21 protein-coding genes and 1 riboswitch are annotated in these 21,382 nt (G+C 39.9%); of the genes, 12 read left to right on the top strand and 9 right to left on the bottom strand.

The genetic code is table 11. The features are described 5' to 3' along the window. Positions 1 to 147: 147 nt before the first annotated feature. Positions 148 to 1,308, top strand: a complete 1,161-nt coding sequence (locus tag ACGTNH_RS19470; RefSeq protein ID WP_394588683.1) for an acyl-CoA dehydrogenase family protein — start codon at positions 148 to 150, stop codon at positions 1,306 to 1,308. A gap of 45 nt (positions 1,309 to 1,353) precedes the next feature. Here ACGTNH_RS19470 and ACGTNH_RS19465 read toward each other — a convergent pair whose 3' ends face one another. Next, positions 1,354 to 1,875, bottom strand: coding sequence for a type 1 glutamine amidotransferase domain-containing protein (locus ACGTNH_RS19465; RefSeq protein ID WP_394588681.1), 522 nt, complete (start codon positions 1,873 to 1,875; stop codon positions 1,354 to 1,356). Positions 1,876 to 1,936: 61 nt separating this feature from the next. Beyond that, the gene (locus ACGTNH_RS19460) at positions 1,937 to 2,308 is read right to left on the bottom strand and encodes a DoxX family protein (protein WP_394588679.1); all 372 of its coding nucleotides are present in this window, start codon (positions 2,306 to 2,308) and stop codon (positions 1,937 to 1,939) included. Between the two features lie 165 nt (positions 2,309 to 2,473). Between ACGTNH_RS19460 and ACGTNH_RS19455 the strand changes: the two genes are divergently transcribed. Continuing rightward, the gene (locus tag ACGTNH_RS19455) at positions 2,474 to 3,382 is read left to right on the top strand and encodes a DUF1002 domain-containing protein (RefSeq protein ID WP_394588677.1); all 909 of its coding nucleotides are present in this window, start codon (positions 2,474 to 2,476) and stop codon (positions 3,380 to 3,382) included. Positions 3,383 to 3,583: 201 nt separating this feature from the next. Here the strand turns inward: ACGTNH_RS19455 and ACGTNH_RS19450 are convergent, their stop codons facing one another. Continuing rightward, positions 3,584 to 4,852 (bottom strand): helix-turn-helix domain-containing protein, encoded by a 1,269-nt coding sequence (locus ACGTNH_RS19450; RefSeq protein WP_394588675.1) that lies wholly within the window; start codon positions 4,850 to 4,852, stop codon positions 3,584 to 3,586. Positions 4,853 to 5,115: 263 nt separating this feature from the next. On the opposite strand from ACGTNH_RS19450, the gene ACGTNH_RS19445 reads away from it, so the two are divergent. Continuing rightward, positions 5,116 to 5,637: an RNA polymerase sigma factor gene (locus tag ACGTNH_RS19445; protein ID WP_394588673.1), complete on the top strand. Its 522-nt coding sequence runs from the start codon at positions 5,116 to 5,118 to the stop codon at positions 5,635 to 5,637. Between the two features lie 35 nt (positions 5,638 to 5,672). Here ACGTNH_RS19445 and ACGTNH_RS19440 read toward each other — a convergent pair whose 3' ends face one another. Next, positions 5,673 to 6,260 carry an SCO family protein gene (locus tag ACGTNH_RS19440; RefSeq protein ID WP_394588671.1) on the bottom strand — a complete coding sequence of 196 codons (588 nt, stop codon included), beginning with the start codon at positions 6,258 to 6,260 and terminating at the stop codon, positions 5,673 to 5,675. A gap of 188 nt (positions 6,261 to 6,448) precedes the next feature. Between ACGTNH_RS19440 and ACGTNH_RS19435 the strand changes: the two genes are divergently transcribed. Continuing rightward, positions 6,449 to 7,228: an alpha/beta fold hydrolase gene (locus ACGTNH_RS19435; RefSeq protein ID WP_394588669.1), complete on the top strand. Its 780-nt coding sequence runs from the start codon at positions 6,449 to 6,451 to the stop codon at positions 7,226 to 7,228. 59 nt (positions 7,229 to 7,287) lie between these two features. Here ACGTNH_RS19435 and ACGTNH_RS19430 read toward each other — a convergent pair whose 3' ends face one another. Both ACGTNH_RS19430 and ACGTNH_RS19425 read right to left on the bottom strand, forming a co-directional pair. After that, the gene (locus ACGTNH_RS19430; RefSeq protein ID WP_394588668.1) at positions 7,288 to 8,703 is read right to left on the bottom strand and encodes a hypothetical protein; all 1,416 of its coding nucleotides are present in this window, start codon (positions 8,701 to 8,703) and stop codon (positions 7,288 to 7,290) included. A gap of 345 nt (positions 8,704 to 9,048) precedes the next feature. Next, entirely contained in the window at positions 9,049 to 9,222 is a 174-nt protein-coding gene (locus ACGTNH_RS19425) for a hypothetical protein (protein WP_394588666.1), read from the bottom strand. A 124-nt stretch (positions 9,223 to 9,346) separates the two neighbouring features. On the opposite strand from ACGTNH_RS19425, the gene ACGTNH_RS19420 reads away from it, so the two are divergent. The 4 genes from ACGTNH_RS19420 to ACGTNH_RS19405 all read left to right on the top strand — a co-directional run bounded on the left by ACGTNH_RS19420 (position 9,347) and on the right by ACGTNH_RS19405 (position 13,724). After that, positions 9,347 to 9,946 carry an NUDIX hydrolase gene (locus ACGTNH_RS19420; protein WP_394588665.1) on the top strand — a complete coding sequence of 200 codons (600 nt, stop codon included), beginning with the start codon at positions 9,347 to 9,349 and terminating at the stop codon, positions 9,944 to 9,946. Between the two features lie 68 nt (positions 9,947 to 10,014). Then, the gene (locus ACGTNH_RS19415; protein WP_394588663.1) at positions 10,015 to 11,160 is read left to right on the top strand and encodes a trans-sulfuration enzyme family protein; all 1,146 of its coding nucleotides are present in this window, start codon (positions 10,015 to 10,017) and stop codon (positions 11,158 to 11,160) included. A gap of 76 nt (positions 11,161 to 11,236) precedes the next feature. After that, a riboswitch (SAM riboswitch) is annotated at positions 11,237 to 11,347 on the top strand. Positions 11,348 to 11,437: 90 nt separating this feature from the next. Continuing rightward, positions 11,438 to 13,225, top strand: coding sequence for a PLP-dependent aspartate aminotransferase family protein (locus ACGTNH_RS19410; RefSeq protein WP_394588662.1), 1,788 nt, complete (start codon positions 11,438 to 11,440; stop codon positions 13,223 to 13,225). A gap of 271 nt (positions 13,226 to 13,496) precedes the next feature. Then, the gene (locus ACGTNH_RS19405) at positions 13,497 to 13,724 is read left to right on the top strand and encodes a hypothetical protein (protein WP_394588661.1); all 228 of its coding nucleotides are present in this window, start codon (positions 13,497 to 13,499) and stop codon (positions 13,722 to 13,724) included. A gap of 20 nt (positions 13,725 to 13,744) precedes the next feature. Here the strand turns inward: ACGTNH_RS19405 and ACGTNH_RS19400 are convergent, their stop codons facing one another. Continuing rightward, on the bottom strand, positions 13,745 to 13,942 hold the full coding sequence (locus ACGTNH_RS19400) for a hypothetical protein (protein ID WP_394588660.1): 198 nt from the start codon (positions 13,940 to 13,942) through the stop codon (positions 13,745 to 13,747). Between the two features lie 454 nt (positions 13,943 to 14,396). On the opposite strand from ACGTNH_RS19400, the gene ACGTNH_RS19395 reads away from it, so the two are divergent. The 3 genes from ACGTNH_RS19395 to ACGTNH_RS19385 all read left to right on the top strand — a co-directional run bounded on the left by ACGTNH_RS19395 (position 14,397) and on the right by ACGTNH_RS19385 (position 18,242). Then, positions 14,397 to 15,899: a phytoene desaturase family protein gene (locus ACGTNH_RS19395; RefSeq protein ID WP_394588659.1), complete on the top strand. Its 1,503-nt coding sequence runs from the start codon at positions 14,397 to 14,399 to the stop codon at positions 15,897 to 15,899. 591 nt (positions 15,900 to 16,490) lie between these two features. Further along, entirely contained in the window at positions 16,491 to 17,480 is a 990-nt protein-coding gene (locus ACGTNH_RS19390) for a sodium:calcium antiporter (protein WP_394588658.1), read from the top strand. 126 nt (positions 17,481 to 17,606) lie between these two features. Next, the gene (locus tag ACGTNH_RS19385; protein ID WP_394588657.1) at positions 17,607 to 18,242 is read left to right on the top strand and encodes a uracil-DNA glycosylase; all 636 of its coding nucleotides are present in this window, start codon (positions 17,607 to 17,609) and stop codon (positions 18,240 to 18,242) included. A 35-nt stretch (positions 18,243 to 18,277) separates the two neighbouring features. Here ACGTNH_RS19385 and ACGTNH_RS19380 read toward each other — a convergent pair whose 3' ends face one another. Together ACGTNH_RS19380 and ACGTNH_RS19375 are read right to left on the bottom strand one after the other, a co-directional pair. After that, positions 18,278 to 18,928 (bottom strand): hypothetical protein, encoded by a 651-nt coding sequence (locus ACGTNH_RS19380; protein WP_394588656.1) that lies wholly within the window; start codon positions 18,926 to 18,928, stop codon positions 18,278 to 18,280. Continuing rightward, positions 18,921 to 19,511 carry a sigma-70 family RNA polymerase sigma factor gene (locus ACGTNH_RS19375; RefSeq protein ID WP_394588655.1) on the bottom strand — a complete coding sequence of 197 codons (591 nt, stop codon included), beginning with the start codon at positions 19,509 to 19,511 and terminating at the stop codon, positions 18,921 to 18,923. Before ACGTNH_RS19375 ends, ACGTNH_RS19380 begins: the two co-directional genes overlap by 8 nt. 120 nt (positions 19,512 to 19,631) lie before the next feature. Here ACGTNH_RS19375 and ACGTNH_RS19370 point away from each other — a divergent pair, with 120 nt between their 5' ends. Next, positions 19,632 to 21,314, top strand: a complete 1,683-nt coding sequence (locus ACGTNH_RS19370) for a YndJ family protein (protein WP_394588654.1) — start codon at positions 19,632 to 19,634, stop codon at positions 21,312 to 21,314. Positions 21,315 to 21,382 lie beyond the last annotated feature (68 nt).

Below are 21,382 nucleotides of genomic sequence, written 5' to 3'. Positions count from 1 at the left end.
CTAAAAGTTAAGAAAAAGCCATAATTTTAAGTAAATGATATTTTTAATGCCCATAATAAGGGATATGGTATATGAAAGACGGATGATTCGCATTATTACGATCGCTTTTGTATGATTTAAATAGAGTGTTTGAAAGGGAGTGAGAAGATGAGTGATCTTATACGTTCATGGTTAAGAAATGAGAGGCATGAGCGTCTCTATGAAAAAGCAAAGAATATTGCTGAAGAAGCTCGTTCCCACTTAGAGGAAACCGATTTAGAAGCGATTTTTTCTCATCAAACGTTAAAAGTCATTAAACAAGAAGGTTATCCTTCCTTAAGTTTACCTCTTCGCCTGGGAGGAGAGGGTATATCGTTATATGAATTTTTATTTTTACAAGAAAAAATTGCTGAAGGTGATGGATCGGTTGCTCTATCTATAGGGTGGCACGTCGGCGTGATTATGGAATTGAGCGAAGACAGGAGTTGGTCGAAGGATCACTTTATGGACCTAGCCCAGCAAGTGATTGAAAATCAAGCGATTGTTAATCGAGCAGCCACAGAGCCAGCAACGGGGAGTCCGACTAGAGGAGGTATCCCTGAAACAAACGCTGTGAAAAAAGGTGACCATTATATTTTGAATGGACGCAAAACGTTTACTTCAATGGCTGATCATCTTGACTATTACATTGTCTCTGCTTACGTAGAAGAATTGAAAGATATCGGCTGGTTTATCATTGACCGTCATCAGCCTGGGGTGAAAGTGGAGAAGACGTGGGATACGTTAGGAATGCGCGGCACAGCAAGTGATGATTTAGTTCTGGAGAATGTTGAACTTAGTGTGGATCATTTGGTGGAAATGAAAAGTAAGGCAAAGCCATCTCCCAAAGGATGGCTGCTCCATATCCCTGCATGTTATTTAGGAATTGCTGTTGCTGCTCGTAAGGATGCAATTACTTTTGCAAAAAACTTTCAGCCTAATAGTCTGGATACACCGATCTCTGAAGTCAGTCATATTCAGGATAAGATTGGCGCGATGGAATGGAAGCTTATGCAGGCTCATAGTTTTATGTATTCGACTGCTAGAAAATGGGACGAAGAGCCTGAAAAGCGAGAACACATGGGCCCGGAGTTGGCTGCAGTAAAATTGGCAGTAACGAATGCGGCGGTGGAAGTTGTAGACCTTGCCATGCGCATTGCAGGGGGAAGAGGATTGTCGAAAGATCAGCCTTTTGAAAAATATTATCGTGATGTAAGAGCTGGATTGCATAACCCGCCTATGGATGATGCTGTGCTTCGGATGCTGGCAGGTAAAGCATTAAACGAATAAACAAGTTTTAAAAAATCACACCTTCTTTTTGAAGGTGTGATTTTATTATTTGGCTAATAGATCAGCAAAAGCTTTGGCGTAAGGCGGAAGATCAGGTGGACGGCGAGCAGAAACGATGTGTTCGTCGACGATTACGGCTTCATCAAACCATTCGGCACCGGCATTTTTCATATCATCTTTAATACCAGGCGTACTGGTAACTTTTCTACCTTCTAAGATGTTAGCTGAGATCAGTACCCAGCCTGCATGGCAAATTTGGCCGATTGGTTTTTTGTTTTCATCCATATGACGAACCATTTCAAGCACACGGTCATAGCGGCGAAGCTTGTCCGGAGACCAGCCGCCTGGAACGAGAATGCCATCATAATCAGCAGGATTGATATCCTCAAAGGCATAATCAGCGGTAGCAGGAACGCCATATTTACCAGGATATTCTGCGCCGGCTTTTTCGCCGACAAGGTGAACGGCTGCACCATCTTCTTGCAAGCGGAGAACCGGATACCATAACTCTAAATCTTCAAAGTCTTTACTTACGAGTGCAATGACTTTCTTATTTTCTAACCTCACGAATAAGCCTCCTTATTTTTAATCTATTTGTAGTGTATCAAATAATGGGCGACCCAAGATACTATTTCGAAGCAGCAAGCACCCACCAGATCAATAAAGGCTGGAAAAGCGGCCGCAGCCATAACATAATAAGATTGGTATCTTCAGCCCATGGAGCCGGGGCCCCTATAATGGCTGCATAGATATTGGCAGGTAAGACAGCTACTAGAAAAACAGCTGTGGCAATACCGGCTGCCCGTCTAGTCTGAGGAAATATGAGAAAAAGAGAGAGCATCCATTCCATGATTCCTGTTACATAAACAAGTTCAAGCTTATATGGGACAAAGTCTGGAATCATAACTGCAAAGCCTTCATCATATACAAAATGGGTGACCCCCGCTAAGAACAAACCAATAGCGAATATGTATAGGGACATTGTCTTAAAAATAATCATCTTGTCACTCCTTTTGAAACCTTATACACGGTCAATACGTAAAAATAGAAGCGGGAAAATAATCCAAAAAAGTAGGTGCCAAATAAAAGAAAATAAGTATAATAAAAGTTAAGTTTAGCATAATCGTAAATAAGTTTGAATCTATAAACTAAGGGGACGAACATAATGAAAAATCATATCGGCTTGTTTTTGTTGTCGTTCATATTGATGTTGACTTCTGTCATTCCGCAAGGAGTACAAGCTTCCACAGGCAATGGTAATGAAGGGATTAATGAGAAATTAGGATTGCCTATCGTTGTTTATGGAGATGCTTTATCCGATGCACAGAAAAGTGAAGTTACTGATTTACTGGAAGTGGATCAGCATGACGAAGTTGATGAGTTTACCGTCACAGGTCAAGATATTGCAAATTACATCGGTGGTAATCCGAATTCCAATATGTATTCTTCGGTGAAAATCATCCATCAAGATGATGGAGAAGGAATCAATATTGAGATCGCCACGCCAGATAACATTACCAAAGTAACAAAAGAAATGTATCACAATGCTCTGTTAACAGCAGGAGTCGAGAATGCTGATGTGCTTGTAGCCTCTTCCGTTCAAGTAAGTGGTCACTCTGCTCTTACAGGTATATATAAAGCTTATGACGCTAAGGGAGTTTCTTTAGATGAAGATCGAATGAAAGTGGCAAATGAAGAACTCGACGTAGCCACTTCTCTTGCGGACGAAGAGGGTGTGGATGAAGCTGAGGTTAGTGAATTATTAACAGAAATTAAGAAAGCTATAGCTGAACAAAATCCCGCTACGAAAGAAGAGGTTGAACAAATCGTAGAAGAACAGCTTAGTAATTTGAATATTGAACTTAGTGAAGAAGATCGTCAGCGCTTAATTGATTTATTCGATCAAATGCGTAACTTAAATATAAACTTTGATGATGTGAAAAATCAGCTTGATGAATTGACGGGCGGCCTCCAGGACATCCTTAATGATGAAGGATTCTGGGATAACTTATCAAATGCGATACAGGAGTTTTTTGATGCACTTACTGAATTTTTTCAGTCTGTCTTTAATTAATGGAGGAGCGCATGTGATTAAGCATATCTGCACTTTAGACTTTGCTAAAGCATCGACTCCAGTTGCGCCTGCACTACCGATTAAAACGAGTTAATCTCTCTCCGTCATCAATAGCTTCTATACAATATTTAATTAAAATTACAGCCTCAGTCCCTGTAGAATGAAACAGGTGCTGAGGTTTATCCATGTCTGAGGAGCCTACTAACAAGGACGCGTCTGCTTAATATGTAAAAGGTAACAGTCGGCCGCTCGTTTGTATTTACCTGTTTCATATAAGTAATCACCAAGCTTTAAGTACAATGTTTCTAAAGGTTCTTGATCAGCATCTTGTTCAAAGAAATCAATACATTCTTCTAAACTTCTTTGGTACATCTTACCTTGATTTGTTTTTTTATAGTATTCAAGAAAAGCTTCCAGAAGGTAATAATAATCTGATGTCTTAATCACTTCAGATTTAGCTTTTGCAAAAATCTCATAGGCGTTTTCTAATCGATCTAAATTAAGGTAGGCTTTACACAAGGAATGGTAAGAAATTTGTTTATTAGCTTTTAATCCTTCTGCTTCTTTTAACGCTAGAGATTCCTCTAAGAACTCACACGCCTCATGATTAGCCCCATCTTTTCTCATAACCACTCCTTTGTTATGAAGCACTTGAGTTAATAACCGAAAATTTTTAAACTCTTTCGCGAGTTGTTGTGCTTGAGTTAAATATTCCATTGACTTACTAAATTCTTCTTTATTTAAATAGATGACTCCAATTAAGTTATACACCATAGCCGCCTGTTGGTGCTGTTTCAAGTTTTCGTAGTAACCTAAAGCTTCATAACTAAAGGTGATGGCTTGACGATAATTCCCTACAGCATTTGATAAGACTGCTATATTATAAGTCAGCGCTGCTTTTACACTTAGAGGCTGTTTCTCCAGTCGAAAGTTCTTGTAATGAGCAAGGCTTGATTGAAAATCAGACTTTTGATAATGACGAATGCCTTCACAATAATGATAAGCATTTTGCACATATAAAGGTGTTTTATCGATATCGTCTTCATCAATAAAAGGCTGGACATATGTATCATAAACTTTCCTGGCTTTCGAATAGTCTTTTGTTTTGCAGTAAAAAGCACATTTAAGCAGTAAAAAGTAAATTTCTTGATGGACATTGGATAGGTAGTCGTAATAGTTCTCAACGATCGTATCTACAAGCGGTGTAGCTTTTTCAACTTGAGTAATAATAAACTGCTCCAGTTGAGTGAGAACATGATGAACCTCAGGATCTTCTTCTTCAAAATTGTCGAAGAAGGCAAAGGGGAGGTTTAAGGAATTGGATATTTTTTTTAACGTCGATTCTCCAGGGCGGCGATATCCATTTTCAACTTTACTCAAGTGCGCTGTGGAAATCGCTTCCCCAGATAAATCATGTAATGTCATTTGGTTTAATTTGCGATAGATGTTTATCCTGCGCCCAATATCCATCTGTCTTCGCTCCTCTCTTTTTCGATTACTGTTCATTGTAAAACAGGAAAAATTTTGTCGCTTCTAATTAGGTATAATGAACTACTCATATCAATTTCCTGTAAAAATAAAGAAAGAAAGCAACTGAATGAGTGCCATTTATGGAAAAATTGCTAAATTGTTTAAGGATAATAGTACAAAAACAAGATTTTTATTCGATAGGAATATTGTACGATAAAAAAAGGAAATATTGAAATACTATTGGAATGGACAAGGTGATGGGCATGAATCGAGAGCAGCATCTTAATGAAATTGTCGAAAATCATTACGGCGCATTGCTGAGAACAGCAAGATGCTATGTAAAAGAACAGATGACAGCTGAAGACATGGTTCAGGAAGCATTGCTGAAGGCTTATGAGAGATTTGATCTGTTTAAGAAAGGCAATAATCTTAAAGCTTGGGTGTTCCGAATTATGATCAATCACTGTAAAGACTATTTGCGAAGCTACACAAAACGTAACGTAACTCCGTGGGAAGATCAATGGCTGCATTGTCAGGAGGACGAGGAGAGTAATCCTTTAGACATAATTGTGGAAAAAGAAGAATACGGCCAGATTCATGAAGCTATTGACCATTTGAAGCCGGATTATCATAAAGCTGTGTACTTGTATTATTTTGGTGATTTATCTGTAAAACAAATGTCTCATGTTCTCCACTTAAATGAAAATACTTTAAAAACCCGAATGAAACGGGCAAGAGATCACATAAGTGGAGAGATAAAAGAATTGGCTGCTGCACATAGCTAAATTGGCAAAAAAACGAGCATATGCTGCTCGTTTTTTTATTGTTCAGCTAAGATTTCAGTATCTTCAATAATATCTTCATAAGGGACATCTGTGTCCCCTTTATAGTGTTTCATTACCTGATTGTTCTGGTCGACCAGGAAAAAAGATGACCCATGTGATACTTGCTCGGCTCCTTCTGGTTTCTGGGCAACGGTACGAAAGCTTTCTTGAGCAAACTCTTCAATTTCTTCCTGAGAGTAACCGGTAATAAAGGACCAGTTAGAAAAGTCAGCATCTTGTGCAGAGGCAAATTCCTTCAGCATTTCAGGGGTGTCTACTTCAGGATCCACGCTAAATGAAACAATCTCTGCTTCAATTCCCTCTTCTTCCAACTGATCTTGAAGTTTACTCATATTACGAGTCATTGGAGGGCAAACGGTATCGCATGATGTGAAAATGAAGTTCGCGAGCCAAACATCACCTTCCATGTCATCGACAGAAAAGTCTTCACCTGATTGTGTTACGCCGCTTATGTTATCAATTTCCCATTCCAAAGGGTCCTCGAGTTCTTTTTCACCGCATGCAGACAGTAAAATGGTCAAGGTTATAAATAATAAAGCAATAAGAAAACGTTGATTCTTCATAAGAAACTCCTCTCACTTCTATGTACCTTCTTATAGTTTACGACTGCTGGAATCAAGGTGTCAATTTACTAATTGAGAAGAAAAAGGCGTTCGTGTAAATGTTCATTGAGTTTTCACATCCGGTGAATGGTTAAAGGAGAAAAGGAAACACTAAGCAGCATGAAATTACTAAAAAGTAGGGGATGTGTATGGGGTATTTCATCAATGAAGACGGACAGCGTATTTTTTATGAAGATCAAGGGGTTGGCCACGCCCTTATATTCATTCATCCACCGGGGATGGGAAGAAAAGTATTTGCGTATCAACATGAGCTCAGTCAGCATTTTCGATTGATTCTGCCTGACTTAAGCGGCCACGGAGATTCAGATACACTCACTGGAAACCCTGGAATTGAAGATTATGCCAAAGAATTATTGGAATTAGTGGATCATTTGAAATTAGACCAAGTGTTTATATTTGGTTACTCTGCAGGAGGGTCAGTCGCACAGGAATTTGCGATTCAATTTCCTGATAGGGTAAAAGGATTAATTTTGTCCGGCGCTTTTCCGAAAGTGAACACGAGACTTTTAAAACTTGAGTTTTTAGCTGGAATGAAATGGCTGAAGCACAATCCGTTATCACTGGCTAGACTATTGAGCAGCTCCCATTTTAAACATCATGAGACTAAAGTTGAGCAATTTCATCATATTCTAAAGTCTGATGTTGACGTATGGTATGCATTTTACCGTAATTCCTTAACGTATGACTGCACACGTCAATTATACAAGCTATCTATGCCGTTATTATTATTGTACGGAACCCGGGCAGAATGGATTAATCACCAAGCCCCCTTTTACCATTCATGTCCTCAAGCTAATTTAGTGGTAGTAGATAAAGCTTATCATCAGCTGCCTGCAACTCATAGCGACGTGGTTAATCAAGCCGTCATAGATTTTTTTAAGCGATCTTACGTACACAAAAATAAATAAGGGAGAAGAAACGGTAAACAATAAGCCGCCGTTTTCCTTCCCCATTTTAGAGGGGATGATTAGTCTACCTTTATTTCTGCTGAGAAATTGATATTCTTAGAGATGGGTGTTTTTTTGAAATTTAACCGCAGTTTTTCTGACCCTTTAAGAGAGTAACTATTTACGTCTAAGACTGTGTTTTGGCCGTCATATCCCATACCTGGCTGAGGGTTGATCTCTTCTCCATCTATAGTTGCAAGAAGGTCGTCTTTATGATTTAACGACGTTCCAAAATGGGCAGACTGCGAACTTAAATAGAAAGACTCACTGGTTTCTTTCGGTTCAAATGACAATCGAAATTGAGAGGTCATGGAGGTATCATAAACTTTTTCGTCTAAGATAATATCAGTGTTTAGATGTTCTCCTATTTTTTCCTCTACTAGAATGGTTGCCCGATCACCTTCTTCTACAGCTTTATCATAATCACTTACATCTATTTCTAGCGAATACTCCTCCTCACGAACCATTGTCACTGTTTTTAAATCAAGTCTTAAGGATTGTGGAATATCTGAAGCAGGGGGGACCTGAGATTCAAAGATCTGGGAATTTTCGTCACGCTGCCAAATATGAGCTAAAGAAAAGCTTTGATCATCCATATGTAAGGTGCCATTTAAGTTTGTAATTGGATAGTCTTCATGCTCAATTTCAAACATTATTTTACTGCTCATAATGCCAAACTCGATTTTCTTTGGCCGGACGGTTAAACCATCTTTTTTGTACGTTTGGTGGAATTCTTCTGTATGTAAAATTTCTTGCCCTGGTTCATATGTATAGCTGATCGGCTGTTCTTCCGTTTTATGAAACCCATCTTCCATTTCTAATCGAAACGTTGTAGGGGCTGCTTCATTTAATGAAGCATCTTGACCGTTTTGAATAGATTGATGTTCCAAACCTTCTTGTTCTAAGCGATCTAAGTGAGCTAAACCATATAATTTGCCATCATATATTTTATAGTGCGAATCATTTGAGTTGCTGTTAAAAATAGGGCGTGTTTGAGTCGGCAGCTGACCTTTATTTGCTATGTTAACTCTGGAAATCTCGAAGAAGGGGAGAGAAGGCGTATATTCTTTTTCTTCAAAAATCTTTAAATCAACACTATAGTACATAAAAATCTGTTGCTGTGTGTACCAAACCTCATCGATTGTTAAAGTACCTTCGTGTTCGGGTATCTTAAAAGATTGGTCAAGAGATTGAACAATATTAAGATTTTTGGCTTTTTTATATCCGTGTATCTGATCTTCATAAAATTCATCAATGTCCTCTCGGTTCTCCACTTCTTCAATTTCATTTGGAAGATCAATTTCATCTGGACTCGGATTTTGAAAGACTTTTAACTTTTCTGTGGCATTGTCTTTATCACTCATACTCCATTGAACGGCTAAGGCAAAACTAACTAAAAGTATAACAAAAGTGAACCATTTCGTTTTGTGATGCATTTATCAACGTCCTTTCTTGAAATGGGTTTCTCTTCCATAAATGATAGCAGATTTTGAAGTATTATGAAGTGAAAAATAAGATTAAGTAAAGTTGAGATGTCAAAATAGAACATTGTATAAATGCAGCTCATGAGCGCACGAAAAACAAAGAGTCCTGGGACAGCGGAAATCGATGAGCCCGCAGTTAAGCATTTTTAACTTATCGAGGGATTTGAGGTCGTGTCCATCGAAAGTGAAGTGTTTTGACGGAGCGAGGGTGTAATTCTTTATATAAATCATCCGAACTGATTTCTACAAGATCGTTCGGATGATTTCATGCTTTATTCAGTTTTCTCCCAGCCAGGTTTACTTTTTATCATGATCGAGATAGTGATTAAGTAAAGCATCTGATTCTGATTCTTCATTATCTTCTTTATGAGGGTGGGTAAATGCTTGACTGAAATTGGATGGATGGGCAAAGAGTTCAGCTGCTTCGTTCGAAGTATCCTCTTTATTTACACGCTTATTTTTTCTGTTCATCTCATAAACCTCCTTTTATCTAGTTTTACTAAAGGGGAGAATTTTAAACGATTTTCCTCGCATTTTGTCGTTATATGGTAGACTAATGAATATATAAATAATGGCGAGGAGAAATAATGAACGTATGGGAGAAATTATAAAAATATTCAGTGATTGGTTAACGCCCATAGGTGAAAAAGATAGAGATGAAGTTCACCGCGACGGAGATTGGCATGAAAGCTTCCACTGCTGGTTTTACAGCCATGACAGGAATCAAACGATGATTTATTTTCAAAAGCGATCGAATGTGAAGAAGGATTTCCCTAATTTGTATGACATTACAGCCGCAGGTCATATCGGGATTGGTGAAACTCGGATAGAAGGCGGGCTGAGGGAAATCCATGAAGAGTTAGGGCTGGAATTAGAAGAAGAAAAAATCAGCTATACCGGTTTTTATAAAGAAGAATTAAAGATGAAGAAGTTCAATGATCGCGAAATTTGCCACATTTACTTATTTCCTTTTGATGAAGCATTACCCCTGTTGATGAATGAAGAAGTAACAGATGTAGTGAAGATCGATCTTGAAGACTTCTTAAGTATGATATCGAAAAATCGACCATTTTTGTCAGCAATATCGGTTATGAACGGGGAAAACAAAACGTTGCTGCCTCAACATTTTTGTCCTCATGACTTTAATTATTATCAGCATGTTATTCAAGAGATTTTACAGACGCGACGGAGATAATTTTTTGACAACAGGTGCTGGGAATAAGATATACTGTTGTGAATAACCAAGTGAAGGAGATGGATCATATGGCTGATCAATTATTTAGTACACGCGTTGTACATAATAAATTGAATCAAAACACCGCATTGAACAGTAAAGCGACACCGATTTATCAGACGTCCGCTTTTACATTTCGTGATTTGGAACACTTAGAAAGTTACTACTCTGGTGACACACCTTATTTATATACAAGAGAAAATAATCCGAACACCGATGAATTAGGACAAGCTGTAGCCAACCTTGAAGAAGCAGAGGCAGGTGCGGCCGCCTCTTCTGGAATTTCGGCAATCATGGCTGGAATCCTTTCCATAGCTGAAGCTGGTGATCACATTGTGACAGCTGAAGATATATACGGTGGTACGCATCAATTGATTACGAAGCAGCTGACAAGTTTTGGTATTGAATTTACAATGGTTTCATTTGCAGATCCCGAGGCTATAAGATCAGCCATTAAACCAAATACGAAATTGCTTTATACGGAATCTATAACGAATCCTTTCTTACGCGTGGAAGATATCGAGCTCCTCGTCGATATTGCCAAAAAGCATGATTTAAAGACGATGGTGGATAATACGTTTGCTACACCATATTTACTTCAGCCTTACACGCAAGGGGTTGATCTAGTAGCACACAGTGCTACGAAATATATAGGCGGGCACAGTGATGTAACGTCAGGCGTAGTAGTTGGGCCAAGTGATCTTATTGCGAAAGCTAAGCAGAGAATTATTGGCTTAGGAACGAATCTGAGTCCATTTGAAGCTTGGCTGACTCAGCGTGGATCCAAAACACTTGCTTTACGTATGAAGCAGCAGTCTCAAAATGCGAAGCATGTGGCTCATGTGTTGAAAGAAGATCCGGGAGTAGAACGAGTTTATTATCCTGAGTATGTATCTGAGAGAGGCAATGGAGCGATTATCACAATTGAATTAGCTGAACAAGTCGATTTTGAAGCCTTTTTTAAATCGCTGGGCTGGATTAAGCTGGCTCCTACATTAGCAGGTGTCGAAACCACAGTTTCTTATCCAATCCGTACCTCTCACCGAGCGTTGACGGAGGAAGAACAAGAAAAATTAGGAATTTCTGATTACACCATTCGATTGTCAATTGGGATTGAAGAAGCAGAAGATATTGCTGCTCAATTTCAACAATCCATTCGCAACTCTATTAAATAAATATTCGAAAAATTATTGACTTTGTTTTGTGTAGTGCTTATAATTCAATAACATAACCACGTTAACTAAATAAATACTCTTATCAAGAGCGGCAGAGGGACTAGGCCCTGCGAAGCCCGGCAACCTACAAACATCGGTTTGAAAAGGTGCCAATTCCTACAGATTTCATAGATCTGAGAGATAAGAGGAGGACCTGAATTTATAACCCCTCTTCTTATCGAAGAGGGGTTTTTTGCCATTCAATTTCTTTAAGAGAAAAATCAAGGAGGAAGTTACAATGACGAACTCATTTGAAAGCTATGATTTAGATACAGTAGCCCTGCACGGGGGGCAATCACCAGATCCTACCACAGGTTCAAGAGCTGTTCCTATTTATCAAACGACATCTTATGTATTCCACGATACTGACCATGCGCAAAGTTTATTTGCGTTAGATGAGCCAGGTAACATTTACTCGCGAATTATGAATCCGACGGTGGACGTTTTTGAAAAGAGGATGGCTCTACTTGAAAATGGGGTAGCTTCTGTAGCAACAGCTTCCGGAATGTCTGCGATATCCTTAGCGATTTTAAACCTTGCAGGTTCAGGGGACGAAATTGTGGCTGCAGCTAACTTATATGGCGGTACTTATAACTTATTCGCGAATACGCTGCCAAGATACGGCATTAAAGTGGTATTTGTTGATCCAGAAGATCCAGAGAATTTCCGTAAAGCGATTACTGACAAAACAAAAGCTGTTTTTGCTGAAACGGTTGGTAACCCGAGCCTTCACGTGCTTGATTTTGAAAAAGTAGCTGATGCTGCTCATGAAAATGATGTGCCGTTAATCGTGGATAACACGTTTGCTACCCCATACTCTTGCAAACCTATTGAGTGGGGAGCGGACATTGTTGTTCATTCAGCCACAAAGTGGATCGGCGGACATGGGACGACGATCGGCGGTGTAGTCGTAGACGGAGGACGATTTGATTGGAGTAACGGAAAGTTTCCAGTATTTACTGAACCTGACGAAAGCTATAATGGCATCCGCTACGCAGCAGACTTCGGGACGCTAGCATTTAGTACAAAGCTGCGCGTACAGTTACTTAGAGACTTAGGAGCATGCCTGAGTCCCCAAAACGCTTTCCAGCTTCTTCAAGGTCTTGAAACACTGCATTTAAGAGTTGAGCGTCATAATGATAATGCGCTAGAATTAGCGCAATATTTAAAAGGTCATCCTGACGTGGAATGGGTTTCCTATCCTGGACTGACCGATCACCCTGCCCATGATCTTGCTAAAAAGTATTTAGAAGTGGGTTATGGTTCTATCGTCAATTTTGGTATTAAAGGCGGGCGTGAAGCAGGTCGTCAGGTGATCAATAATATTTCCCTATGGTCTCATGTGGCTAACGTAGGAGATGCGAAATCACTAATTATTCACCCGGCCTCTACGACCCATCAGCAGTTAACAGCAGAGGATTTGGCTGCAAGTGGAGTAACTGAGGAATTAATTCGTTTGTCTGTTGGTTTAGAATCAGTAAAAGATTTAATCAATGATTTAAATCATGCCATCGGTAAAGCGACAGGGAATGAAGTAGCTGCAACGATTACTGAAAATGATGAAGGAGTCATTAAGTGGGCACTAAGCTCCTCACAGGTGACAGAAGAAGAGGGCGGCCGGAAAGTTACTCGTCCTAAGCGCCTGGCGGTTGTAGGATTAAGTGGAAAACCTTCAAGACCTAGTCACCGTCTTGCTCGCAAAATGCAGCGATTGGGTTATCAGATCGTCCCTGTTAATCCTCGGGAAGATGAAGTGTTGGGCGAAAAGGCTTACCCTGACTTGAGTTCTATCCCGTTTAAGATTGATGTGGCTCAAATTTTCAGAAGTCCAGAAGCTGCAGTTGAAATTGCTAAAGAAGCTTCTCAAGTAAAACCTGAAGTTTTCTGGCTGCAGGAAGGAGTTATTGCACCAGAAGCAGCCAAGATTGCCAGCGAAGCAGGTCTGCAAGTGATTCATAACCGCTGCACTTACAAAGAAGCACAACGCTTAAGAGGTAGTATTGACACTTACGCCTGTGAAATTTAACACTTGAGGATGTCTCTTACACTGGGCTCGGCTCCTCCTGCTCAAGTGGTGTATGGGGGAGCGCTGTCAGTAGTAAGCTGCGGGAAAGGAAATGTTAGAAGCGAGGTACTGAAAAAGCAGGAAAGCCGTAGGGCTGCCTGCTTTTTTTATTGCGTGCAGATGAAACAGCAGAGCTGTTCGGTCTACTCTTTTAATATGAAAATCCTATGTGTGCTTTTTCTATTAATTGGGTATACCTGTAATAGACGTTAATTGTAGAGAGGTGATTTGGATGGCTTATTCTGTAACATTACAAAAGATCTTAATTTTTCTTGGAATAGGAGTCACGATAGGAGCAATTATTGGATTTAGTGCCGTATACGGTTTTGAGCAAGGCGGAGTTGTATTCATTCTGTCTATGTTCCTAAGCATTCTTACTGTATTTGCTACAGCTATGTATGCAGAACTCTATCATATTCGAGAAGCAGTAAATAAACAAAATAAAAGAGACGGTCTATAAGCGTATTTTTTTGAGATTTTTCATACCCCGTCAAGAAGAGAAAAAGCTAAAAGAATCGCATAAAGTACACCTATAATAACAATAATCACATAACTTGTTTTTGTTAGTTTTCTGAAAATAATCCAAAATGTGCTTAGAACGACGCTGATAATAAATATCCAGTAGATGGTGTGCATAGGTTCTCCTTTATTAACTGCTTTTCTACTCATGATACGCAAATGAAAAATCTCTTACAACCTACAAGTGTGCTGTGGGCCGTTTAGGTGTGAAACCATAGGGTATTGTTTAAAAGTAGCAGCTATACGGCAGAGTGGGGCCTCACTTAAGAGATTTCAGATCGGGATGGACTAATAAAGGGAATTTAGAAATACTTCATTTGCGTGAACTGCTTACAAGAGAGGTCTCTTCGCGCAAACGCGCCATCTTATAAGTTAATAAAAGGTCGAGGCCCCCCTTGTACACTGACTTGTTATTTATAGTGGTTGGTTTCTGCTTAGGTGCAGGATAGGTCAGGACCGCAGTAGTTGGTGGGGTATGCGTAGCACATAAACTGCTACATAGAATTCGAATTAAAACTATGTTAATAGATGTACATGGAAAACAGTCTTGAGAACAGTGTAAAGGCCGATATCGTTTAATTTCATTTGTTCATTAAATTCGGAGGTGGAAGGTTTGGGGAAACGTCAAGCAATTGTGGTAGGAGCAGGATTAGGTGGAATGTCAGCTGCGATAAGGCTGACAGCTGATGGATATGACGTAAAGGTTCTTGAGAAAAATAGTAACCTTGGCGGAAAGTTAAATCGCAGAGAAGGAAAAGGGTTCACCTTCGATACGGGTCCTTCGATTTTAACGATGCCCTGGGTATTGGAACAGCTATTTGAAAGTGTGCACCGTCGCTTAGATGATTATGTAACAGTAGAGCGGGTAGAGCCGCAATGGCGCACCTTTTTTGAAGACGGGACACAGTTGGACGTGACGAGTGATTTACCTACTATGCTTGACGAGATGGCCAAGGTTACTGACCGACCGAATCGAAAATTAACCGACTTTCTATCGTACAGTCAAGACATGTATGAACTTTGCATGAAGAGTTTCTATAAATATAGTATTCAAGATTTGCAAGACTTAAAGAGTCACCACAAGCTAAGTGATTTATTCAAAATGGATCCAATGAGCACGATTGCTAAATCTACTCATAAACATTTTGATAATAAACATTTAGAGCAATTATTCAATTATTTTGTGATGTATGTAGGTTCTAACCCATATTCTGCTCCAGCTATTCTAAATCAACTGGCGTATGTTCAACTTGGGTTGGGTATCCACTATGTAAAAGGAGGAATGTACCAAATCGCTGAAGGTATGCGCAAGCTGATGGAAGAATTACGAGTAGATCTTCATCTGCACACTCCTGTGCGGCAGTTGATTGTTGAGAAAGAGAATGTTGTCGGCGTAGAAACAGAAGATGGAGAAATCTATACGGCAGACGTAGTCGTATCCAATTTAGAAGCGATTCCTTCATATCGTCGTTTGGCACCTAAGTCTTCTAAGGTGAAAAAGGAAACGAAGGCATTAGAGAAGAAATTTCAGCCAACTGTATCAGGTCTCGTGCTGCTGCTTGGCACCGATAAGAAATTTGAACAGCTTCAGCATCATAATTTCTTTTTCTCTGATGATCCTGAAAAAGAATTTAAAGAGATTTTCGATAAGGGTGTTCCAGCAGAAGACCCGACAGTTTATATTGGAGTTTCTGCCCGCTCCGATGAGACTCAGGCTCCTGCAGGCAAAGATAATCTCTTTGTACTGACGCATGTGCCGCCTCTGAAAAACGGTAAGCGAAAGCCGGTCGATTGGGATCAATATCGTGAAACCGTCCTTAATAAGCTTGAGCGTATGGGGATGGAGAACGTTAGAGATTCGATTGAGTTCGAATATCGTTTTACCCCTGAAGATCTAGAAAGTTTATATGGTCCAAATGGGGGGTCTATTTATGGAATTGAGGCTGATAAAAAGACAAACGGGGGCTTTAAAATTCCTTCAAAGAGTCAGATCTTCGAGAACCTTTACTTTGTCGGCGGCTCTACACACCCTGGTGGAGGGGTACCAATGGTTACCTTATCAGGCCAGTTAACCGCAGATTTAATTAAAGAACATACGACTGAAAAAGTAACATGATAAAAAAGCTGGCCATTCTGCCGGCTTTTCAGCTTGTAGAAAAACCTTAAAGAGTGTAAAATTCCTTGCGTTAGAGAGTGTAAAGGGTTTGAGGAAACGACTCCCTTTCCGCGGGCGAATGGTGTGCCTCCTCGGGCTATCAGCCCTCCGGGGTCACACCTGATTCCCGTTTCCCGCAGGAGTCTCGCTGTTTCCTCAAACCCTTTTTCGAAATAGATCACTGGCAAAATCATTTATTCAAGCTGTGCCCTTATGAAAACAGCGTTTGCAATAAGGCATTCACAAGTACGTAGGTTTCAAGATTCCATTTTCGTCAAAGGAACGAAAAAAGTGCTGACTCCTGCGGGACGAGCAGACAGGAGAAGCCCTGGAGGTCGCAGTGAAGTGACTGAGGGATTTTCCATCTTGGCCCGCGGAAAGCGGCGCTTTTTCTTTTCCTTTCTCCATACTTATATGAAGTACATCTTAGCTTTTTCGACAGACTGAAAAGCCGGCCATTCTGCCGGCTTTTTGTAGTTGGTTTTGTCCGTGGTGATTTGGGGAAACTTAACGGTATCTTGGATAGGAACATTAGATTTGAGGAGTTATGTCATGGGAGATGTATTAGTTTTTGTTTTATTCACATCTGCAGCGGTGGCTACTTTTTTTGTAGCTTCACGCTTAACGATGTTTGGGGATGCAGTAAAAGAAAAAACGCGAGCCTCTTCATCATTTATGGGAATTCTTATTGGGATCGCGATTTCGCTGCCTGAGTTAACCTCAAGTGTAACTGCTGTGGCTATTGACGCCCCCGATTTAGCGGTTGGTAATTTAATAGGAAGTAATTTATTTAATATAATGGGTCTTGCTATATTTGATATTGTGTATCGACGCCATCAGATTATGACGCACGCTACCGTGGAGAGTAAATTATATGGTTGGTTAGTTATTTTCATGACGTTAATAATTCTTGTCGGATTGTCGTTAACTCTACCGACTCATATTTATCATATTAGTTATTCTACGATCGCCGTTATCATCCTTTATTTTATAGGATCTAAGTGGATCAATGACAGAACCGAGTACAAAGGAAGGAAAATCAAAAGAGAAATTAAGCGTTATAAAGAGTATACTTACAAGCAAGTGATGACCTACTTTGTCATGGCTGCTGTAGGGATTATGATTATCGGCAGTGTACTTACTATAACAGCTGAGCGAATTGCCACGATTACGGGGTTAGGTACATCGTTTGTAGGGGCATTCTTAGTTGCTATCAGTACGTCTCTTCCTGATGCAGTAAGTGTAGGAACGGCTTTAAAACTTAGACGGTTTAATTTAGGGATCAGTTCATTATTAGGGAGTAATGCGTTTAATATTATGGTACTGGCCATTACAGACTTAATCTATCTCCGCGGCGGTTTACTTTCAGAGTCAAGTCCCTCGAATTTAATCACTGGTGGAGTGTCTATACTATTTATCCTGCTCATCATTTACAGTATTTCCAGGAGAAAGAGCCAGCCAGCCTGGAGTTATATTCTTCCTTCGATTCTTGTTATAGTGGGGTATTTTGTAACCACTTACTTCGTTTTTCAAATGAGGTAATAAAGAGAGTTTTTCCATTAAGGTGAATTGATAAATGGTATGGGCTGGAAACAGTATTGCCTCGTCAAACAGGGAGGAAGTAGAAGATAGAGTAAACCTCTTCTACGAAAAGCTTTGGAGGGATAAATGATGCAAATACCTGATCAGATAATTGAAAAAGCAAATAAGGAAATAGAAGGTTGTGACGTAGAGGGTTTTGTGCTCGGAGGGGGCAGCTCAGAAGCTGATATTGTAATTGTGGGTGAAGCTCCTGGAGAACACGAAGCTGTGAAGGGTGTTCCTTTTATTGGACGAGCGGGAGATGAATTAGACAAGCAATTCAATTATATAGGAATTAAAAGAGAAGAGGTTTATATTACAAGTGCTGTAAGAAGCCGGCCTTATAAATGGGTTAAAACAACTAAAAAAGGATCAGGCGGTAGTAGAAAAGCAAATCGTAAGCCTAATAAAAAAGAAATTTGGGCGCATGCCCCTATATTAGATTACCAATTAAATACGATTGCACCGAAGTTAATTATTGCGCTTGGGGGGGTAGCTTTAGAGAGACTGTTGGGACAAGGGTATAAAATTACAGAGGTATTGGGGGAAGTAATTGAAAGTTCAATTTTAGAAGTGCAAGGAGAGGGTTATGGATGGTCGGAAAAACGATATGCGATTTTTCCACTTTACCACCCGGCAGCTGTATTTTATAATCCTCGAATTAAAGAAGACATTTATCAATCGTTGGATCACTTAAAAGAATATATGGATCAGTTGAATTAAAAACCCGCATTCGCTTAAGAATGCGGGTTTACACGTTATTGGGCCATAGGCAGTGCTTCTTCTTTTTCAAAGATAAAATAACCGTGCTGGCTGACCGCAGTTGAACCAATTCCTGTGCTTCGCCGACTTTTAATTGCGATCTGGTCATGGTGGTCTGTCCCTTTAACGCTGTATATTTTTTCTTCTGAGGTGACAGATGCCCCTCGCTGTTGTTCGGCGGGCGTTTCAGGTTTAACATGACCAATCGGTTTTTCAAGATCTGATTCATCCACTTGCTCATTAGTCTGCACATACATATTGTCATCATAAATAATATAAGTATGGCGAACCATAGTGGAGCTCTGAGTATCTTCTGTGTTACTCGCTTGTTCGATGTTCTTCTGAGCTTCGTCATTAGTGATGAATTGTTGTGACTTCATCTCTGTGTTCATAGACCTTTGGCTCAAAAATGAAATTTCCTGTTCTGAAGAGTTGGAGGGCTGATAATTGATTTGAAAAAACATAAAAGCCACTACTGCTACTGCAGGTACAGGGAAAATGTATTTTATCCACCTTAGAGACGATGGGTGAGTATGGTTTCTAACCTTAACAATGAGCGCGCTTGCATCGTGTTGATCCATAGGCACTTTATTGTATTTGATGTTATGGTTCATCTTTTTCAAACGACGATCCATGAGTTCATTCATTTATAGTGCTCCCTTCTGAAGCGAGTTGCTCCTGTAAAAGCTGACGACCTCTTCGTAGTCTGGTCTTAACGGTGTTAGGGCTGACATTTAACATTTCAGCAAGTTCTTTCACATCGAATTCTTCGAAATAATAGAGAACAATTACTTCTCTATATTTATCTTCCAGCGTTAAGATGTGCTCTAAGAGTTCTTCGTCTTCGCTTTTATTCAGTGTGTGCTGCTCTGGAGTCTCGGTTTGAGATGGGATGCTTTGGAAGGCTTCCGCCCCTTTTTTCAATACTCTCTTTATGTAAGAGCTTTTTAAGTGATCCTTACATAAATTAATGGTAATTTTGTAGAGCCAAGTCTTTTCGCTAGATTGTTGTTTGAAGTTTGTATATTTTTGAAAGGCTTTAATAAAAGCTTCCTGAGTTATATCTTCAGCCATTGCATGGTCTTTTACATAAGAATAGGCAAGCCATTTTAAATCATGGCTGTATAAGTGGATCCATTCCTCTACTTTTTCATTGACAGAAAGGGAACGATTTGATTCTTCCACATTATTCTCTGCGCGGTCTTTTCCGATCAATTTGTCCCACCTCATAGAATAGACGACACTCCTTACATTGAGGTTTTATTTAAAAATAGAATCTACAGCGTGTATAATATTTCTAGCATAACATATGATTTCCTCTCAAGAAGTGACAGTTAGGAGAAATGCAGCGTGGAAAAGTCTGGAACACTACTGGCGTTAGCCGGCACAATTATATTGATGGCTTGGGTTATTATTTTCGATATGAGTTTAATAGATATAGTTTTATCTTTTTCTTTTCTAATTCTCGTTCCTTTGTTGTTAGAAGAAGCGGTACGGGGAAAGGAGAACAATCGTGCTGAACACTGGATTAATAATGTCATGATTACGTCACTGCCTTTTGCTGGAGCAGGAATGTTGTCTGTAGCGCTGCCTGCGGGTCAAGAGGCGGGAGCATGGGCGGTTTTATGGTTGTTTTTTACCATATTGATTGCTGTCGGTGGATTAATGCGTTTGCTGGGGAGAGGTTGGAGACCTGTTCAGGAAACAGTTATTGATCTGGGATTAATCTATATGGCAGCGGGCGGGGGATGGCTGGTTATCTCTAGTGGGGGATTGAGTCGTTATCTGCCTTATTCTGAAACAATTGTCCAACTGACAGCTGTGCACTTTCATTATGCTGCTTTTGTAGTCCCTGTTGTTACTGGACTTTTTGGCCGCTGGCTCGTTTCCTATAAGAAAAAGCCTGCAGGTCTACCTTATACTGTACTAGCTTCTGGAATAGCTGCTGGTCCTGTGCTCGTTGCCCTTGGGCTTCGTCAAGGTTCTCCCACAGAAACGGTAATGGTTATAATTTACGTTAGTTTCATACTCTGGTTATCTGTATGGTGGTTATGGTGCTCAGCAGAGTTTAATATGTGGTCCAAGATTGCGATTCGTTTATCTGCTTTATTACTTATTATAACAATGAGTGTATCCTTGTTCTATAGCTTTGGAATGATGAACGGGTCTTACTGGTTTGGAATAAGTGATATGATTCGCTGGCACGGGCTTCTGAATGCGTTTGGGTTCTCATTATTTTCTGTATTAGCGTGGAGGGATATTAAACCGGATAGAGGTTATATTTACACAAGCTTTCCTATATCTAAACTTCGAACAAAGGGACACGTTGGCAATGACGCCATTTTTAATAAAGGGTGGGTTGCTCGTCATGTGCACGAAGAAGGGCTGTTAGATCACTTTCATGCTTATCGTTCCGAAAACTTTGATCCGGCAAAAGTAAGTGCAACGATAAGGCAATTTTATGAACATACGGATCAATTCTCTTTAAGAGCTCACGTACTTTGGCAAAAGGGTTTTCGGAGATTATCCACTCTTATTAATAAATGGACGTTGAGAATGGGGCAAATAAATGTACCACCCTCAGGGGAAGTATCCATGACTGGAGAAATTGTAGCGATTGATGATGACCAAGATGGAAGGGAAGGCGTCCGGGCCTGGACTAGGAAAAATGAACAGACGGGAGATTCTATTTTCACGGCTCTTTACTCTTCTCATGCTAATGGGAGAGAAAGGTATTTAAATATAGCTTTACCGTTGCCATTAGGAATAATGACGGGGGTCCTGCGTCTACTTCATGATAGAGAACGTGGGTTGATTTTAACGAGCGAAAGAAGAAAAGGGGGAAAAGGCGATGAAGGCATTTACCTAACGCTAGGAAATTGGACAATTCGACTGCCGATGCGTGAACATTTTTACGTAAAAGAGGTGTCAAAAGGGAAGCTAAATGCTTCTCATGAGATGAAGGTATTTTCGATTACTTTTCTTAAAATAAAATATATAATTGAAGAGAAGAAGAGCAGGGGACAAAACTGAATAAAACATAAAATAATCCGAATGATTGTGTAGAAATCAGTTCGGATTATTTATGTTAAAGAGAACAC

The sequence above is a fragment of the Halobacillus sp. B23F22_1 genome (assembly GCF_043497005.1).
In the GTDB taxonomy this organism is placed as follows: Bacteria; Bacillota; Bacilli; order Bacillales; family Halobacillaceae; genus Halobacillus_A.
This window is presented reverse-complemented; position numbering and strand designations above follow the sequence as displayed.

Coding starts and splice junctions, on each gene's coding strand:
- ACGTNH_RS19470 (WP_394588683.1), top strand. CDS start 148: ATGAGTGATCTTATACGTTCATGGTTAAGAAATGAGAGGCATGAGCGT.
- ACGTNH_RS19460 (WP_394588679.1), bottom strand. CDS start 2,308: ATGATTATTTTTAAGACAATGTCCCTATACATATTCGCTATTGGTTTG.
- ACGTNH_RS19455 (WP_394588677.1), top strand. CDS start 2,474: ATGAAAAATCATATCGGCTTGTTTTTGTTGTCGTTCATATTGATGTTG.
- ACGTNH_RS19450 (WP_394588675.1), bottom strand. CDS start 4,852: ATGGATATTGGGCGCAGGATAAACATCTATCGCAAATTAAACCAAATG.
- ACGTNH_RS19445 (WP_394588673.1), top strand. CDS start 5,116: ATGAATCGAGAGCAGCATCTTAATGAAATTGTCGAAAATCATTACGGC.
- ACGTNH_RS19440 (WP_394588671.1), bottom strand. CDS start 6,260: ATGAAGAATCAACGTTTTCTTATTGCTTTATTATTTATAACCTTGACC.
- ACGTNH_RS19435 (WP_394588669.1), top strand. CDS start 6,449: ATGGGGTATTTCATCAATGAAGACGGACAGCGTATTTTTTATGAAGAT.
- ACGTNH_RS19430 (WP_394588668.1), bottom strand. CDS start 8,703: ATGCATCACAAAACGAAATGGTTCACTTTTGTTATACTTTTAGTTAGT.
- ACGTNH_RS19425 (WP_394588666.1), bottom strand. CDS start 9,222: ATGAACAGAAAAAATAAGCGTGTAAATAAAGAGGATACTTCGAACGAA.
- ACGTNH_RS19420 (WP_394588665.1), top strand. CDS start 9,347: ATGGGAGAAATTATAAAAATATTCAGTGATTGGTTAACGCCCATAGGT.
- ACGTNH_RS19415 (WP_394588663.1), top strand. CDS start 10,015: ATGGCTGATCAATTATTTAGTACACGCGTTGTACATAATAAATTGAAT.
- ACGTNH_RS19410 (WP_394588662.1), top strand. CDS start 11,438: ATGACGAACTCATTTGAAAGCTATGATTTAGATACAGTAGCCCTGCAC.
- ACGTNH_RS19405 (WP_394588661.1), top strand. CDS start 13,497: ATGGCTTATTCTGTAACATTACAAAAGATCTTAATTTTTCTTGGAATA.
- ACGTNH_RS19390 (WP_394588658.1), top strand. CDS start 16,491: ATGGGAGATGTATTAGTTTTTGTTTTATTCACATCTGCAGCGGTGGCT.
- ACGTNH_RS19385 (WP_394588657.1), top strand. CDS start 17,607: ATGATGCAAATACCTGATCAGATAATTGAAAAAGCAAATAAGGAAATA.
- ACGTNH_RS19380 (WP_394588656.1), bottom strand. CDS start 18,928: ATGAATGAACTCATGGATCGTCGTTTGAAAAAGATGAACCATAACATC.
- ACGTNH_RS19375 (WP_394588655.1), bottom strand. CDS start 19,511: ATGAGGTGGGACAAATTGATCGGAAAAGACCGCGCAGAGAATAATGTG.